A 16881-nucleotide genomic window follows, 5' to 3' on the forward strand; every position below is an offset into this window, starting at 1 on the left:
AATTACAAAGTAAAATTAAAAAAAATAATTTCACATAAATTGAATAACAATTTTTTGAAAATTTAGGAAAGGAGGCTATTCGAATTGCTGTAATCGCCTCAGGACCTCTTCTTTATAGGATCTACTTATCGTCAAGGCTTTACCTCCAATTTCCAAGAATTCGTGCGTGTAAGAGTCTATTGCTGAGATATTTCCAATATAGGATCGATGAAATCGGATGAATTGCTCGGAAGGAAGTTTGGTTTCGAAATTTGAGATACTTTCCCTGACCAGAAGCATCCTGTCTTTCAAATGGATTTTGATGTAATCCGAATAGCTTTCTACAAATTGAATATCCGCAAAATCTATTTTCTCCATTTTTCTATCTTGCTTGACAAAGAGAAATTCAGATTTTGATTGAATCTCTGATCCGCTTTTTGAAATGGATTCTTTGACTTTTGCGACAGCTTTCAGGAATCGATCAAAAGGGATTGGTTTCAATAAATAATCGGCCGCCTGAAGATCAAAGCCTTCAATGGCATATTCCCTATACGCAGTGGTGAAGATTACTTGGATTTCTTGGGGGATGATTTTGGCAAATGCCATTCCGTCAATTCCCGGCATGTTAATGTCCAAAAAAATCAGATCGATGGATTGTTGTTGGACTTCATTAAAGGCCTCGTTTGCATTGGAACAGCAACCTACAAGATTCAGATAGTCCACTTTAGAGATAAAATCCTTGAGGATATTCTGAGCGATAGGTTCATCATCTACAATCAGGCAATTCATGATTTCTTGGTTATTATCTGAAGTTGTACAAGGAAATAGTCCTTCTCTTTTTCAATGTAAAAAGAATGCGATTCTGGATAAAGCAATTGAAGGCGCTTTTTGATGTTGGCTAATCCTATACCAGATGAGGTTAGATTTGAAATGTTTTCGTGTTCATCTCTGGAGTTTTTTAATGTGAAATTTATTGTTTCATCATTTACTTCTAAAGAAAGGTCGACAAAAGCTTGTCCGTTTTGAGATTTGCCATGCTTAAAGCTATTCTCCAGCAAGGGGAGTAAAAGCATGGGAGCAATTTTGATTTTCTCCGTATTTTCCGGCCAAGAGGTGCTGATTATCAACTTTGATCCATGCCGGAGTTTTTCCAACGCTAAATAATCCTTTAAGTGATCAATTTCATCCTGAAGAGGAACTTCGGATTTTTGAGTTTGGTATAAAATGTAATCCAGTAGATTGGAAAGTTTGAGTATCAATCCTGGCGTTTCCTCTCTTTTTGCGATAGCAGAACCATAAATAGTATTCAGTGTATTGAATAAAAAGTGGGGATGAATCTGCATTTTCAAATAAGAGAGTTCTTCTTGCTTCAGCTGTAACTCTCCATTGAGCAGGGCATTTTGAAGCTCCTTGTTACGAAGGTGGACTTTATAGCTTTCCCGATAAGCAGAAAAAAGAGAGGCGAGTAAGACCACAATATATACCGCCACAATGATGAGATAGAGGTTTTTGGTCAGAATGAATTCAGTACCCAAAGATTCAAGCGAATTGATATAGAGAAAGGCATAAAAAGCCGATAAGGCTATTAGAAAAATAGAAATGACAATAGTATAAACTGTGTAGAGCGCAAACCAAAAGTATTTTTGCGTAAATAGAAATTTAGGGATCAGATAAAAGCTAAAGACATTGACCATTCCAATGGTCACAGGAAGCAAAAAAATACCGAAGGTGAAGGCAGGGCCGAGATTAGAAATCGTAACCCCAAAATAAAAACCATAAAATAAAAGTGCCCCCAAACCAATGGAAACCTGTTCTATCATTTTTTTTGCTGCCTGAGTGATTATAAATTTTTTACTCATAATTAAGATAGACAAGGTCTTTTAAAAAAATGTATTTGCAAAGAATATGCGGTGAACGACGAGTTATCACCTGCAATTAGCATTGATTATCCAGTTAAATTCAAAAGCTGTTAATTTCTAGTCAAATTACGCCTTCAATTCGTCATTGATCGCAAATACTACCATAGGAGTACTAAACTGGATATAATTGCATCAAACTAAAGCATGAAATTAATGGACACATTCACTACAATTCTAGGACAAAACATGGTGTTTTTAAATGTTATAACTGATCGTTTTCAAGAGGGCGGCTCTCTTGGAATGACATTAGTTCTCATATGCTTATTATTGGGAATCTATTTTGCCATAAAAGCTTTTTCCAACATAAATAGTGATTTGCCCACTTTTATGAAGTATAAAAAACTGGTGAATCAAGTGGTGCTACTTGGTCTGGTGATCTCTTTCTTAAATTCATTATTAGGGATGATTCAAGCTTTTGATGCGCTAGAGGCAACGGGAGGAGCTGATCCTTCACTTGTAGCTGGTGGATTAAAGGTGACCCTACTCTCCCCACTTTTCGGTTTACTCGTCTTTATTTTGGGCTATGCCACTACGTTTATCTTAACTTGGATTCGAAAAGCAGATGCTGAAGAAGTAAAATAAATTCCCTCTCTTCTAAATACCCAAAGCGATGACCCTACTAAATCAAAAAGTACTTCTTTGCCTCGCTATTTTATTTAGCATTATAGGAGAAGTTAAAGCTCAATATTTATCTCAAATAGGGATAAGAGACTCTATTTATTCAGAAGTATTGAATGAGTCCAGAGAATTTTATGTAAAACTACCTGCGGGCTATGATCCCGATAGTGACAAAAAATATCCAACGGCCTATCTTCTGGATGGAGATGTTCTTCTATCTGCTCTGAGTATCACTCATGATTATTACCATGGAGGTTTCATTCCTGAAATGATCCTTATCGGTATATCCAATAGTCAAAATAGAGATAGAGATCTGACACCTTCCGTGGTGGAACCAAGTTATGTTCAAAATGGAGATGCTTCAGAATTCTTGAAATTTATTAGTCAAGAACTCATTCCTACGATTGAAAAAGAATACTCAGTAAATGATTATAGGACCTTAATTGGGCACTCTTTTGGCGGGCTTTTTACAGTTAACACCTTAATTCATCAGCCGGAATTGTTTGAAAACTATCTTGCTATTGACCCCAGTTTGGATTGGGATGATCAATTGATGTTACGCCAAGCTCAAGAGATCTTCACAGAAGGGAGTCTTAAAGGCAAGTCATTATATATTTCGCTTAGTGGTCAACTGCATATGCAAAAGCCTGAAATGACTCTTGAGACTGTCGTTCAAGACGATTCAGAATTCACTCTTTTTGCTCGGAGCAATATTTCTTTTTCTGAGTTCATGGGGTCAAAATCAGGGCAGGGTATACGCTTTCATTGGGAGTTTTTCCCAAAAGATCTTCATGGTACTGTCCCTCTACCATCTCTTCGCAATGGCTTGATTTCCTTATTTGAATGGTTTCAAATGGAGAAAGTTGAATTATTTAATATTCCGGAAACTCCCTCTGAAGTTTTACTTGATTTGATGAATTATAGAGCAAAGAAGTTAGAAAGAAGGTTTGGCTATTTTGTGCCGCCATACCCTGAAGATTTGATGAATGTTTCAGGCTATATGAGTATGGAGAATGATGAGATGAAAAGAGCTAAAATGTTTTTTGAACAAGGCATTCTCTACTATCCGAATAGTGCAAATATGTATGATTCTATGGCAGATTATTATGAGGCAAACAATGAACTTGAGCCAGCTTTGGAATTTGTCAAAAAAGCCTATGCGATCAGTGGAAGTGATTATCATAAAAACAGAATTGAAGAGTTGACTTTGATGATCAGGTAATTTTCCAAAAGCCATCTCCCAGCTTTGGGTTTGCCCAACCTACCAGAATTCGCATCAGGTGAAATTCGTAGGTTGGAATTTTTGTGAAAGCAATTTTTGGAGACTTGTATTCAAATTCTTCCCAGTTGAAAATCTGTATATTTAAAACTGAATTTCAATCCAATTACTCCCAGTTCAATGAAAAAGCACTATTCTCTGGCAGCACTTTTACTCGTGTTGGGAAGTTTTCAAGCCTTCTCTCAAAACCTGCTGATCAAAGGAGGATGGGTGTTTGATACTTTCAGTAAAAGTTTCCGGGAGAATTCCGGGATTTATATAGAAGATGGACTTTTTGGAGAAGGCGAAGGTAGAAGCGATTGGGAAGTGATTAATCTTAGTGATGAAGATTACCTACTCCCGGGCTTAATCGATTTACATGCCCATTATCGGGTAAGTTATGAAGGAAAAGCTTTTGATGATACGGTCGCTATGCCGAAAATTTTTCTTGCCAATGGGATTACCAGTACTTTTCCGGCAGGAGAGATAGAACCGGAAAAGATATGGGATTTGCAGCAAAAAATCGATGCTGGTAATATTCCAGGGCCAAGAATCTTGCATTCAGGTCCGTATTTTGGTACAGCGGCTCCTGATTGGAATCTGGGATTTACCGAGCAGGATATCCGAGATCGGGTAGATTATTGGGCTGATAGAGGTGCTTTTGGTTTCAAAGCTAAAGGGATAATAAAAGAACATCTTGCAATTCTAATCGACCAAGCTCATAAGCATAACCTTACTGTAACCGGTCATTTAGATTCTGGCTTTAGAAATTCTGTCAATCCTCAGGATGCGATCAAAATGGGGATTGATCGAGTAGAACATTTTTTGGGAGGAGACTTGTTAGTAGCTACTACCAGTGCCTATAACAGTTTAAAAGACCTATACCCAACAGACCCCAGATTAGAAGAAATCATACAATTATATATCAAAAACGGAGTTTATTTTGATGCTACTCTTGGAACTTATGGAGCTATCGGTTTGATAGATTCCCCGATTTTTGAGGATTGGGCAGAAGAAGATCAGTACTTCATACCATTTACAAAAAATGTATTAAGCAAGGTAAAACCATCAGCCTTTAATGAGCTGTGTGCGTTAATCTATCCAGTGAAACAGGGGATTCTAAAACGCTATTATGATGCAGGCGGATTGATTACCGTAGGAACTGACCGTCCTCTTTTATTGGATAATTATTTGGGTGGAGGAATTGGTGGATTTTTTATTCATAGAGAAATGGCTGCTATGGTAGAAATCGGGATTCCTGCAGGAGATGTTCTTTACTTTGCGACCCAGCAAAATGCAGAAGCATTTGGGATTGATGATCGGGTTGGTAGTATTTCTCCCGGGAAATGGGGGGATCTGATGATTATCAAAGGAAATCCACTCGAAGATATCAACAGAACCAGATCTGTTCATACGGTTGTCAAAGCAGGTAAAGTCTTTGATTCCAAAGCTTTGCTTGGAGCGGCTAAAGGAAAATTGGGGCCGGAGAATTAAAATGTAAGCTTTGAAGGAACTAGATTTTTGATCTCATAAATTCTATTCGATTCCTTTGATGATTTTTCCGCCTTTCATTACAAATTCAACACGTGCTAATTCTGTAATATCATCAATAGGATTATTCTTCGTTGCGATAATATCTGCAAATTTCCCAGCTCGGATACTTCCAATTTCTTGGTCCTTCATCAATAATTCTGCATTCACTTTGGTGCCAGCAAGTATGGCCTGCATAGGCATCATTCCTAATTGAACGAGTAATCTGAATTCATTGGCGGCGAAATTTGGAGGAAACCCCACATTGTCAGAACCAAGCCCAACTTTAACACCTCTTTCAATCGCTTTCGAATACATCTTCCAGGATTCTTGTCTATGCTTTACTGTTAATTCATACATTTTGGCCTGGGCTTCACTGTCTTTCCAATTTTCAAGTCCATATTCTCCAATACTGACAGTGGGAATTAAATAGGCATCATGCTCCAAAAACAGATCAATACTTTCATCATCTAGAAAGGTACCGTGTTCTATGGATCTCGCTCCAAATTTGATCGCTTTATTGATGCCTTCTGTTGCGTGCGCATGAGCCATAACGGGAACGCCTCTTCTTTTAGCCTCTTCTATTGCTGCTATTATTTCCTCATCACTAAACTGGACGTTTTGAGGGTTGTCCCCTTCAGACATAAAAGCTCCCGTCACCAAAAGTTTGATCCAGTCGCTTCCATATTTGATCTCTTCCCGAATAGCCTTAAGAATTTCATCTTTTCCATCAACCACGAGCCCATCTGCAATTACGGATTGGTCAGGTGATAAGAAATTAATGTCGCCACCACCTCCTGTTACGGAAAGGTAATGCCCTGCACCATAGATTCTTGGCCCATCAAATAAACCGGAATTAATGGCATCTCTGATTTCAAAATGGGCATATTGAGTGTCTGCATCACCTGCCACTCTGATTGAAGTCCAGCCTTCATTCAGCCAATTTTGAACTGTTTTTAATCCCCTTAGCGCATTAAAAGCCGAGGACCCTTTTATATGATTTACTTGGTAGTCGTCCCCATAAATTAAAGGGTGAACATGTGCATCTATCAGTCCAGGCAATACGGTATATGCTGATAAGTCTATTATTTCATACTCCGATTTAATAATATCCCTATTTCCGATTTCTAAAATCTTATCAGCTTCAATTACAATGACTTTATTATTGTAAACCTGATCATCCTCAGCGGTTATAAGTTTGCCGCAAATGATCGCTATTTTTACCTGAGCATTCAAGCCAAGGGAAAAAAGAATCATTAGTACGGATAATAGAAGTCGGTTTTTCATTGTTTTTACATTAATAATTCAAAATCCTTTCTGCTTGAATCTTCAACAATTGAAACAAAATTTCGAATCTCAAGGGTATGAAAAGGTAATAGAAGCAGGGATTTCTTAATTGTCTTCAATTGTTTTCATAATTTCCTTAACCCGTTCTAAATCCAAATCAGAAACTTGAAGCTCTACCATGAAAGTAGGCATATGACTCATTATTTGAGTAGTCAATTCATTTTTCAAATAACATTGGATTCCTTCAGATTCTAATCTACTTTTCAAGACTAATAAATCTGAGACTGTGTGAGATTCTTTGATAGTTATTAAACTCATTGGTATCTAAATAAATTTGTAGACTTAAAACCCCTATTCTTCCTCCGGAATCGCCATGGTATGATTTCCAACCAAGAGGCATTTTCCATTTACTTCCACATAGGTTCTCATAAAGTGATATTTAGCTGGATTAACTGGTCTGTCCACATCTGTAAATCCAGTTACTATAGCAGTATTGCCTGTAATTGCCACTTTAACATCACTTTGAGTTCGGGATTTAATATTGCTACCACCCCTAGCTTTTTGTCTTTTTCTACTTTCCACGGTTGTTTCTTTTGTGTCAACCATAGAATAGTGATTATGCACCCAAATGAATTTATCGGCTAAGATTGATTCTAAAAAATCAGGGTCTGGATGCAGGATTGCTTCTTCCCATTGTGCGTCTAAAGCTTTGATATTTTCCTCAGTCATACAGGTTCGCTGTGCAAAAGCTGAATAAAATGTAATACCAAACAGTAAGATTAAAAGGCTGAGGGATTTCATTTTCTGGAGGTTTTGTGTTTGGGAATTCAAGTTAAGGAAATTCCTTACTTATTTTCTTTGGACCTTAGATAGTGGTTTATTCTTTGGGAGCTTAATTTTTAGTCTCATTTGATTGTTAAATGAGCCTAGAAAATCAATCAAGTCTAATTTCTATCCTAAAGCAACGTCTAAAACCATCATTGTTGCAAAACCGATCATAGCACCAATGGTAGAATAATCTGTTTCATTTCCTGTCTGTGATTCGGGTATTAATTCTTCCACTACTACAAAAATCATTGCTCCCGCAGCAAATGAAAGCGCATAAGGTAATAAAGGTTCTACTGTTAAAACTAAATATGCTCCAAGCACGCCTGCAATCGGTTCAACTATTCCGGATAATTGTCCATAAGTAAAAGCTCGAAGTCTTGAAAAACCTTCTCTGCGCAAGGGGATTGAAACTGCTGCCCCCTCCGGGAAATTCTGTATACCAATTCCGATTGCCAAAGCAACGGCACTTGAAACCATTCCGATATCCGGATTATTGGCTAATGCACCAAAAGCTACCCCTACTGCTAGGCCTTCCGGGATATTATGAAGCGTGATTGCCAGAATTAAAAGTACGCTTCGCTGCCAGGATGTCTTAACACCTTCTGCTTGCTCAATAGGCAATCTCATATGTAAATGAGGTAAGGTTTTGTCAACAATTAATAAAAAAGCTCCACCTGACAAAAACCCGACTAAGGCAGGTACCCATGCTATGGTTTCGTTTTCTTCAGCCATTTCAATCGCTGGTTTTAAAAGCGACCAAAAGCTAGCCGCAATCATTACTCCTGCAGCAAATCCTAGCATCGAATTGAGAACCCTTTTGTTTATCGTATTAAAAAAGAAAACCATGGATGAGCCTGCAGCAGTAACAAACCATGTGAATAGGGTTGCTCCCAATGCTAATAAAATAGGGTTATAATCTAATAGCCTTTCCATTGCCTTCCTTTTCTTTTTTTAAAAATAGTAATCAAGCGCTCAGTATGCTTCGTTTTTCAATTGATATATGTCAGAAAAAATGCCATTGTGTTTACCCAAAGTTGGATTTATAAAATAAACATTGAGATTTGGGGATTAGCCTATTTCTCATTAAAGAAATAAACACTAAAATCCTTTATCTGGGGCTCACCCTTTGATTCCTGTATCTTCAAGTGGAGTTCAGAAACTTCTATTTCGTCAAATTGATGAATGAATTTATGTCCGATTACAGATCCTTCAAAAATGGTCTTCCATCCTGTTTTGGTTTTTCCTTCAACTAGAAATTTTCTTACTCTTTCACCTTTGGCAATATCTTCCATCAATACCAATTGATTGATTTTTTGCCTTCCTGTAAGTTTAAGTTTGAATAGTTCACCAACTCCTGAAGTAGCGTTTATTTTGTTTTCAAATCTTCGCTCTATCTCATCACCTAGTTCTTTCAATCGCTTGGCATCAGCATCTGGAATCAAGCCCTCAGCATTGGGAGTAAGGCCTAAAATGAGACTGGAATTATGGCCAACGGAATTGTAATACATGTTGACCAACTTATCCAAAGGATAAATAATATTATCCCTTCCAGGTTCCCAGAACCAATCATGCCCTCCATTACCTCTCAATGGAGCATCGCTCATGGCAGGCATATAATAAGGTCCGTCTGGGTCTCCGGTTTTTAGCAAGGCAAAATTGTTTTTACTGATTTCTGCTCTAGCACTTTCCCCTGAGCCAATTGCAGGGTAGGGAAATGTACCCCAACTTGGATAAGGAACAGTACCGGATTCACTGCCTCCCCAGCGCATATCTGCTCGCTGCAAATTGTGATAAAAAAGTCCTTTTGGTTGATAGGTTTCAAAAATTGAAAGTACATCTGGGCCTCCCTGTTCGGGACCATGAGCTCCTCCGTCAAACCAAACCATTGCCCAATCTCCGTAATTAGTGAAAATCTCCTTGACCATTCCTTCTACCATGGTATTGTAGTGCTGTTGCCGGTTCTTGGCAAATTCACTGTCACCCTCCACTTTGAAATCATGGATACCATAAAAGGAATTCCATCGAATTCCTATGTAAACTCCTGCCTGAATCCCATACTTTTCGCAGGAAGCCTTAAAGTCCCTTAACAAATCTCCTTTTCCATCCTGCCATTTCAAGGCTTTCATGCTGTAAGGACTGTAATCGCTTTGGAACAATGCAAAGCCCGTTTCATGCGTGGCTGTAAGAATGGCTATTTTAACTCCTGCATCTTTAGCTGCTTTTACCCATTGATCAATATCCAGTTTCGTTGGATTGAAAATATTGTAATCCGGGATGGGAGTAATTCGATTATAAGACTGATTATAAACCTTGCCATCAAAGACATGGAGGTCATAATGAAAAACAGCTACCATCTCTGCATTTTGCCAGTTTAGCTGGGCTTGAGTTGGAATTGGAACTTGATTTTGAGCAGATGCAAAACCTATTGAAAATATGAAAAAACAGAATGTTATCAGGGAATTCTTAATCGACATTTAGGGTATTTGTTTTTACTAAAATAAGAATCTGGACTTATCGGGAGTTCTTAATACTTTCTAAAATAAACTCCAAAATAGGAGTTGGATCTTCCAAACTATGAGGATGATGACCGACACCAGGCTTTCCGATCAACTTGATTTTTCCTCCTGCTTTTTTAAATTCTTCTGCCAATAATGCGGTGTTTTCTGCAACTGGTACAACATCATCTGCTTCTCCAAAGACATGGATTACCGGGATATTCGCCTTAGCAACAGCAATGCTGTTAAAGATCGGAATTCCTTTGAAATCAAGTACAGTTGTGGCATTCAGACCATAAGCTTTTAGACATTTCTCCCAATCAGATGGACTTCCTTTGCCTAAGTAAAGTCCTCCCGGCCAACTCTTGATATTGCAAACTGGGGCATCTGCATAAATGGTAAAAACTTTATCCGTGTTTTTTGCCGCCCAATTATAAATAATCAAACCGCCTCGACTCATGCCTTCCAAAACTACTTTTTGGTTTAGGTTAAATTCCTTTCTGCAGTAAGCATAGAAATCATCCCAAATTTTTACTGCCTCCTCATTTCCATAAAGATCCGAGACATCCACATAGACCACATGAAACCCCTTTTCCAACAATGCTTTGTCCAACTGGGGTTCATGTCCCCAAAATCTTGCTCTCCAAACCCAATACCCATTTTCATTGGCTTTGTTCGGAAAAACTACTTTGGCAGCATGTCCCTGAAAAGAGAAGTTTCGGATGGTATAGGCATCAAAGATTCTTTGTTGGGCTGAAACTCCAGAAACAAGTGAAAAAGAGAAGCAGAGGATGAAAAGTAGCTTTGGGATATTCATGGGGATAGATTGAAAAGGAATTATAATTTTCAATTTAGCCAAAATGAGGAGAAAAAATATTGATTTAATTCCTTCCCGAATTTTCAGTAAAAACCATTTTTTAGAAGTTGTTACATCTCCTATTGATTGAGTTTTCTAGTAAATTTGAGTGTTTTTGATTTTAGATAGATTTAAAAAAAATCTACTAATTATCCCTAAGTCTTTAGAAGAAGTCCAAAATGGGCCAACTGCCAAAAGCAAAACAACACTATTGAAGACTTCATTGTATTAGGCCAAAAAAGCTATTATTTTCCAGAGAACCTTCGAAATACTTCCAAAGTATAATTTTTAGATCAACCCGTTGAAAGTATAAAACTCTATAATTAAGAGAAAGAAGAGTTATAGGTAGGTTTTATTTCACGTTTTCGATATACCCTGTTTGCAACATGGGGCCGTTTTCATTGCTCAAAAGCTTATATAGAATAGGGTCACTGAGAATCTCTAATACCGAAACTACCTCCCCATCCAGGATTACTTTTTCATTCATCAATCGAATCCCGTGACTGTAATCTACATACCAATCCACGTGTCCGCTATACACAGGCTGAATCGGGACTCCATCCAATTTATGCCAACCATAGATCACTACTTTATTTGGGGAATTTCCCAGTCGATTTGAAAGGATCACATCCTTCTTAATTCCTGCGATTAACTGACCATCTTCACCATTTGCTTCAGATTTTTGCTTTTCTATCTGATGGTTGTGGAGGATAAACTTCTCCACACTTTCATTTTCTCTTCCCACCGGTTTGTAGAAAAAAGGATCCACTTTTACAGTTGCGTTTTCATAAATATGATCCGAAATTTTTGCAGTAATCAGTGAGGCTCCAAATAAGTCTGCCAAACGCTGAGCGGTATGAGGATTCATAGGGATTCTGCAAAAATCAACCTCATTTCCAATGGCCAGGTAATCCGGCATTACCTCATAAATAAGCTCATGTGATCGACCAAGTAAATCTTTAAAGGTAGACTTTAGCCGAACCGCTTTCCTCAGGAATTCAGGTATATTGCCAGACGCAAGAGCCTTGTAAATTTCTTCTTCCCGTTCTTCCAAAGTCAAGGAAATCATTCGCTGCATAAAAGCAGAACCTGTCTCTGCATCCAGTTGTCTCTTAGGGATTTGGAGCGGCTTGATCCTGGTTTGATCGAATGTGAAATAGGGAATAAAAAATAGGAGGAGAAAAGGTGAAATCCGTACAGACATGATCTTTATAAAACAGAAGGTTGATAGAGAATCTAATTTACTATGCTTCCCTTGTTTTTACTTAGAAAAGGGGACTTTCTGTCTCGAATTTCAAGAACGGAGGATAAATGGGGAGGATCAAAGCCTAAAATAGGGAGGATAAAATTTTTTAAATGAAATGCTGTTTTGCAATCTTAACCTCGGACGGGGGTAATTAGATTCAGCCTTGAAAAGGCTAGTTTATAAGATTTTATAAGCTCATAGACGCTTTCCCTAAATCACCCATTACCAAGCGTATTCGCCAAAAAACTTGCCCAACTTTCCGATTGTCCAAAGCCTGCAATAAGTCCGATTCCAATGAAAACTACGACCATCCCAATCATGGTTGCCCTAGATACTTTTTTCAGTGTTTTCTTATCGTGAATTACGAGCATTACGATTAAAATTATCAAAAAAAGGATACTCAATAAAGGAGAGAAATTCAATGCCGTAACTAATCTAAGTAGCGCAGGTAAGATCAGTGCAAGGCTTGCAAAAGTTATTAACCGTTTGTGTTTGGTGGGATATTTATAATAATAAAGCGCCAATGCATATAGAATGGTAAAAGAAACAATATTGATCAGGTTAACCATGACATTTGGTGCTAATCCCCTTCGAGCATAAGAACTAAATGAAAGAATGATACCCGAAACCACTATTCCAATGGCTAGGACAATACTTAATTTCCCAATTTTCTTATGGACTGCCACCTTGTTCCCTCTGATTAAGCCGGATTGAATAATAACCAATAAGAACCAGCTAATCATAAAAGCACTATGCACGATTATTAGAGTTGAAATAGGAGGGAGATTTTCCGTGTTAAAGATGGCATTTATCGCAAATCCAAGGACTACGATCGTGAGCATGAGGATATGGAAAAGAAAGAAAAAAGGATCGCGTCTTAAGGGATTTGCTGACATAGGCTGAACTTATAGTGATACATAAAAATGTATACTCATTATTGAAAAGGATACCTCATCTAAAGGTAATGAAGTTTACTTCGCAATAAACCAATCCATTCCATCGGGATTTTGGAGATCGGGTATTTCTTTGATTACGGTCCATGTGTTTGTGTCGATCACGACTAGTTTGTTGCCCGCGCTAACGGCATAGTATGCCCGCGGTCGAACCGGATCGATGAAGATGCCTTCTCCACCAGCGCCTACGTCAATGCGTTTTACCTCTTTGCGTGTTGCCACATCCCATACCCGTAATTCATTTCCCTGTAGCTCATTCATCAATACGTATTTTCCGTCCTTCGTAAACTTAATGCGATTGTTCAACCCGCCTTCAAATGAAATTTTATCGATTAGTTTCTTCTCTGGTACGTTGATGATCGATATTTCCTTCTCATGCATATGCAGGGCCCAAAACTCGGAGCCGTCGGGAGAAAGTGCCATACCTTCCATTCGGGTGTCGCCGGGAAATGTAGTGTAAACAAAATTCTTTCTGCCTCTATTATTTGTTACCCGATCGATAATGGCAATCACCCTGCCATTGCTGCTTGCAGTGAAAATCCGCTGTTCATCGCGAGTGACTATAAGCATGTGTGACCCACCTGGAAGTCCGATGACCTCGTCAAACTTCTTGGTAGCAGGATCATAGCGGGAGATCAGGCGGTTGGTTTCATGGCCAATGTAAAGATGGCTGCCCGCGAACGTAATGGCATGCCGGTCTCCAAATGCACTGATGTCGATGGACTCAACCCGCTTTTGAGCAATTGCATCCACTACCGTGATTCCTGGAAGATTCGAACCGATGTAAACATATCGCCCATCTGTGGCTAGTTCATGAAGATTTCCTCCTGCCGGAATCCGTGCAACGATTTCTAGTGTCTCGGGATCGATAATCACCAGCCGGCCTGCATCCTTCTCACCCAGAAGCAAAGCTTTTTTTGGAGTGGGGGCAAAGCTTATTACCGGCGAATCCGGATCGACAGCTTGATTTTTCCCTTGCCCTCCAGATGTTGTGACCTGGGAAAGTAAAGGCTGAGCCTTAAAAAGGAGAAGTGTGATTAGCAGGAATGGAATAAAATTTGAAATTTTCATAACAGGAATTTGGACAATAGTAGTTATGAAAACCACCTAGTTAGATCGTCCTGTACTGTCTTGAAGATTCCGCTCTAATCTACTTGAATTTTAAATTCATATAAATGGGAAGGCGTAGTTTTAACATATTTCTATAAGAAATTTTTTTGTTAAGGTTAAGGTTTACTCACCTCAGCTTTTTATTTAGCAATTCAGATAGCTTATTCTTAATTTTTTCCTTTTCGTTGCTCTCGTTTGTCCTCAATCGTAAAAGAGGGAAATTGTATTTTTTAAAAATTTTGTCTTTCATTTTATCTCTTTCAGCTTGTTTGGTACCCTCTTTATGAAATTCAAAACCGTCCACTTCAATTGCAAGAATAGGGACATTGCCCAATTTATTGTAAATCAAAAAATCTACATGGGTTGATGGATGTGAGGCATATTTGATTTCTCTGTGGTCCAACCTTGAAAAATCTTTTATAAGATTTCTTACTTGAAAATGAGGGAGGACATTATATTTTAATAGATTTCCCTCTGATAAAATTTCTTGGATTAAACCATACATTAAGTTTTCGCTATCAAACTTCGAGACCTTGCCGGACTTTTTTATGATTCTTTCTCTTATTTCTTCATAGTCTTTGTACAAGAAATCAAAGATTGAGTTTAATTCACTTTCAACTACAGAAAAGTTATTGTATTCAATGTACTGCATCAAATCAGTGATGTTGCTGTCTTTTTGATTTTCATTTCCATTGATGACTAGGACTAATTGGTCTATTGCCCGCGAAACAGCCACATTTAATCTATTGGGATTATCTGTGAATTCAGAAATTTCGTTATCAACCGTTGAAAGTATGATCACTTTGTTTTCCCTGCCTTGAAATTTATCTACTGTGTCTGCTTTGATTGAAGTCCCGTCAAAAGCTTTTTGTAATTCCATTGTCTGATTCCGGTACGGCGTAACAATACCCAAATCAACTTCTTCTAGGTTTTCATTGGGTATGATTTCCTGTTTTATTACATCTATTTGTCTTTGGTTGTATCGTCTTCTTGCATGATTGCCTGGCACGGTTTTATAAATAACAAGAGGTTTCCGATTGGAGGTGAGCTCGGTATGGATTATGAGTTGGTTATCGTAAAACTTTTTGTTGCAGAATTCAATGATCTTAGGGTGGCAACGATAATGCTCTCTTAGTAAAGTTTTTGGGACCTTCGGGAATAATTCAACAATAGACGATAATAAACTATGATCTGAATAGCGATAGGGGTTGGGCAATTTATAGGAATCAAAAACTAAATCGGTTCTTAGTTGCATTTCGGAATCCACTACATTTGGTAATTGCTTTATATCACCAACAATGACCACACGTTTTGCGCAGGATAAAGCTAATGCACCCGTTGCCAAATCTACTTGGGAAGATTCGTCGATGATCACATAATCATATAATAGAGTTTCAGATAAGCTTTGCCTCAACGAATAAGTTGTGCTCATGATTACAGGATAATCCTTGATAAACTCTTCTGATTTAAATCGAAGCTCCGAAATCGAATAGGGTTTGCGTATTTTTTGAAAATAGATTTTTTGGAGTCCTCCTTTAAAAAGTCGCATGGACAAATCGGTGTAATCCTTCATTTTTAAGTCAAATGCAAAATTGTTCAACTGCCGATTTAAGAAATCTATTCTCTCTTGTATTTCAAGAATTTTGTTTGGGTAAAAAGTGGATTGGCAAATTAAGACCATTTCCTCAAATGAATTCCTGAAAAATGCGTTTGACTTAATTCCGTAGATAAGCCGGTAATAAAGTCTTCTTAAAAATCCCAAACCTTTATTTCTATTAGCTAAATTTTCTAATTTAATCCATAGCTCTAGAATTTTATCAGAAGAGGTGTATTTAGAAATTACAGTCGTTTGATTCGGTTTTGTTTTTTGAGAGTCTTTAAAATGTTGATATTCTGTATTGAGATTTTCAACCTGTAGACTCAAAGAGGCTAATTCATTTTTATATGCTAGATTTTCAGAAAGCTCATTTTCCAGAATGGATATTTTTTCTTTGATTTCTTTTTTTTGAGCATCGGTTAAAAAGGATTCTGATAAATCTGGGATTTCTTTTTGTGAGTCTATAAACTCTTTTTTGTTTTGGGAATTCCCTAAAAGAGCAGCAATAAATTCAACCCCATTCTTTTCCAGTTTTTCATATACATTTTTTGTTGCTGAATTATTACTTGAGACCACTGCAACACTTTGTCCATTCAAAATTGCATTCGCAATAATATTTAAAATGGTTTGGGTTTTTCCTGTGCCAGGAGGCCCTTCAATAATACTTAATCTATGTTTGAAAGCTTTATATACAGCAGTTTGTTGACTAAGATTAAAACCAAAAGGAAATAAAATCTGGTTAGAACTATTAGTTTCACTTGGTGGTAATGATCGATTTAAAAAACTACCTAGAATACTATCTTTTGGTATCTCATCAATGGTATCAAAACTTTTTGAAAGAATATTATTGCCTTCTTCTGTGGTCAGACCAACGGTGTTTGCAATTTCTTTGAGGTAATTAAAAACATCAGATGATTTTGCTGGAATGATTTCTTGCCTGACAATTTTTGCCCTGTTTTTTCCGTAGGAAAATTCCTTACCACTGTTTTTGAAAATGACGACGCATTTGTCACCTCGATAGAAATACTTGTCAATTTGATCAGTTACATCTTTTCCATCGATAAAGATCAGTTCTCTTAGGGGCATTATTTTTCAACTCTTCATTTGAAAAAGGATTCTTGATGGTTGAGCTCAAGGCTTGGCTAATCCTTTTATTTAACAAGGCCTAAAATCAATTTAGGCACATTATAATTCTTAAAAGCTAA

At 37.6% G+C, this 16881-nt stretch carries 15 protein-coding genes; 3 read left to right on the forward strand and 12 right to left on the reverse strand.

Annotation, left to right across the window (positions count from 1 at the left end):
• Window positions 1-75: 75 nt before the first annotated feature.
• Window positions 76-768: a LytTR family DNA-binding domain-containing protein gene (locus AAGF08_RS02565; RefSeq protein WP_343509368.1), complete on the reverse strand. Its 693-nt coding sequence runs from the start codon at window positions 766-768 to the stop codon at window positions 76-78.
• Entirely contained in the window at window positions 765-1838 is a 1074-nt protein-coding gene (locus tag AAGF08_RS02570; protein WP_343509370.1) for a histidine kinase, read from the reverse strand. Before AAGF08_RS02570 ends, AAGF08_RS02565 begins: the two co-directional genes overlap by 4 nt.
• A 213-nt stretch (window positions 1839-2051) precedes the next feature.
• Here AAGF08_RS02570 and AAGF08_RS02575 point away from each other — a divergent pair, with 213 nt between their 5' ends.
• From AAGF08_RS02575 to AAGF08_RS02585, 3 genes are all read left to right on the forward strand, one after another.
• A complete protein-coding gene (locus AAGF08_RS02575) occupies window positions 2052-2480 on the forward strand; it encodes a MotA/TolQ/ExbB proton channel family protein (RefSeq protein WP_343509372.1) in 429 nt (142 codons plus the stop codon).
• Between the two features lie 28 nt (window positions 2481-2508).
• Complete coding sequence (locus tag AAGF08_RS02580) at window positions 2509-3738, forward strand: alpha/beta hydrolase-fold protein (protein ID WP_343509373.1); 1230 nt, start codon at window positions 2509-2511, stop codon at window positions 3736-3738.
• A 177-nt stretch (window positions 3739-3915) separates the two neighbouring features.
• Window positions 3916-5268 carry an amidohydrolase family protein gene (locus AAGF08_RS02585; protein ID WP_343509375.1) on the forward strand — a complete coding sequence of 451 codons (1353 nt, stop codon included), beginning with the start codon at window positions 3916-3918 and terminating at the stop codon, window positions 5266-5268.
• Window positions 5269-5310: 42 nt separating this feature from the next.
• Here the strand turns inward: AAGF08_RS02585 and AAGF08_RS02590 are convergent, their stop codons facing one another.
• From AAGF08_RS02590 to AAGF08_RS02635, 10 genes are all read right to left on the reverse strand, one after another.
• Entirely contained in the window at window positions 5311-6591 is a 1281-nt protein-coding gene (locus tag AAGF08_RS02590; RefSeq protein WP_343509377.1) for an amidohydrolase family protein, read from the reverse strand.
• 105 nt (window positions 6592-6696) lie between these two features.
• Window positions 6697-6909, reverse strand: a complete 213-nt coding sequence (locus tag AAGF08_RS02595; RefSeq protein ID WP_343509378.1) for a DUF2007 domain-containing protein — start codon at window positions 6907-6909, stop codon at window positions 6697-6699.
• A gap of 33 nt (window positions 6910-6942) precedes the next feature.
• Window positions 6943-7392, reverse strand: a complete 450-nt coding sequence (locus AAGF08_RS02600) for a nuclear transport factor 2 family protein (protein ID WP_343509380.1) — start codon at window positions 7390-7392, stop codon at window positions 6943-6945.
• 150 nt (window positions 7393-7542) lie between these two features.
• Window positions 7543-8352 carry a ZIP family metal transporter gene (locus tag AAGF08_RS02605; RefSeq protein ID WP_343509381.1) on the reverse strand — a complete coding sequence of 270 codons (810 nt, stop codon included), beginning with the start codon at window positions 8350-8352 and terminating at the stop codon, window positions 7543-7545.
• Window positions 8353-8492: 140 nt separating this feature from the next.
• The gene (locus AAGF08_RS02610; protein ID WP_343509382.1) at window positions 8493-9893 is read right to left on the reverse strand and encodes an alpha-L-fucosidase; all 1401 of its coding nucleotides are present in this window, start codon (window positions 9891-9893) and stop codon (window positions 8493-8495) included.
• 37 nt (window positions 9894-9930) lie between these two features.
• The gene (locus tag AAGF08_RS02615; RefSeq protein WP_343509383.1) at window positions 9931-10731 is read right to left on the reverse strand and encodes a prolyl oligopeptidase family serine peptidase; all 801 of its coding nucleotides are present in this window, start codon (window positions 10729-10731) and stop codon (window positions 9931-9933) included.
• Window positions 10732-11122: 391 nt separating this feature from the next.
• Window positions 11123-11974, reverse strand: a complete 852-nt coding sequence (locus AAGF08_RS02620) for a hypothetical protein (RefSeq protein ID WP_343509384.1) — start codon at window positions 11972-11974, stop codon at window positions 11123-11125.
• Between the two features lie 257 nt (window positions 11975-12231).
• The gene (locus AAGF08_RS02625) at window positions 12232-12912 is read right to left on the reverse strand and encodes a hypothetical protein (RefSeq protein WP_343509385.1); all 681 of its coding nucleotides are present in this window, start codon (window positions 12910-12912) and stop codon (window positions 12232-12234) included.
• A gap of 75 nt (window positions 12913-12987) precedes the next feature.
• Entirely contained in the window at window positions 12988-14040 is a 1053-nt protein-coding gene (locus tag AAGF08_RS02630; RefSeq protein ID WP_343509386.1) for a YncE family protein, read from the reverse strand.
• Window positions 14041-14206: 166 nt separating this feature from the next.
• Window positions 14207-16762 carry an AAA domain-containing protein gene (locus tag AAGF08_RS02635; RefSeq protein WP_343509387.1) on the reverse strand — a complete coding sequence of 852 codons (2556 nt, stop codon included), beginning with the start codon at window positions 16760-16762 and terminating at the stop codon, window positions 14207-14209.
• Window positions 16763-16881 lie beyond the last annotated feature (119 nt).

It is taken from the genome of Algoriphagus sp. SE2 (assembly GCF_039563885.1).
In the GTDB taxonomy this organism is placed as follows: domain Bacteria; phylum Bacteroidota; class Bacteroidia; order Cytophagales; family Cyclobacteriaceae; genus Algoriphagus.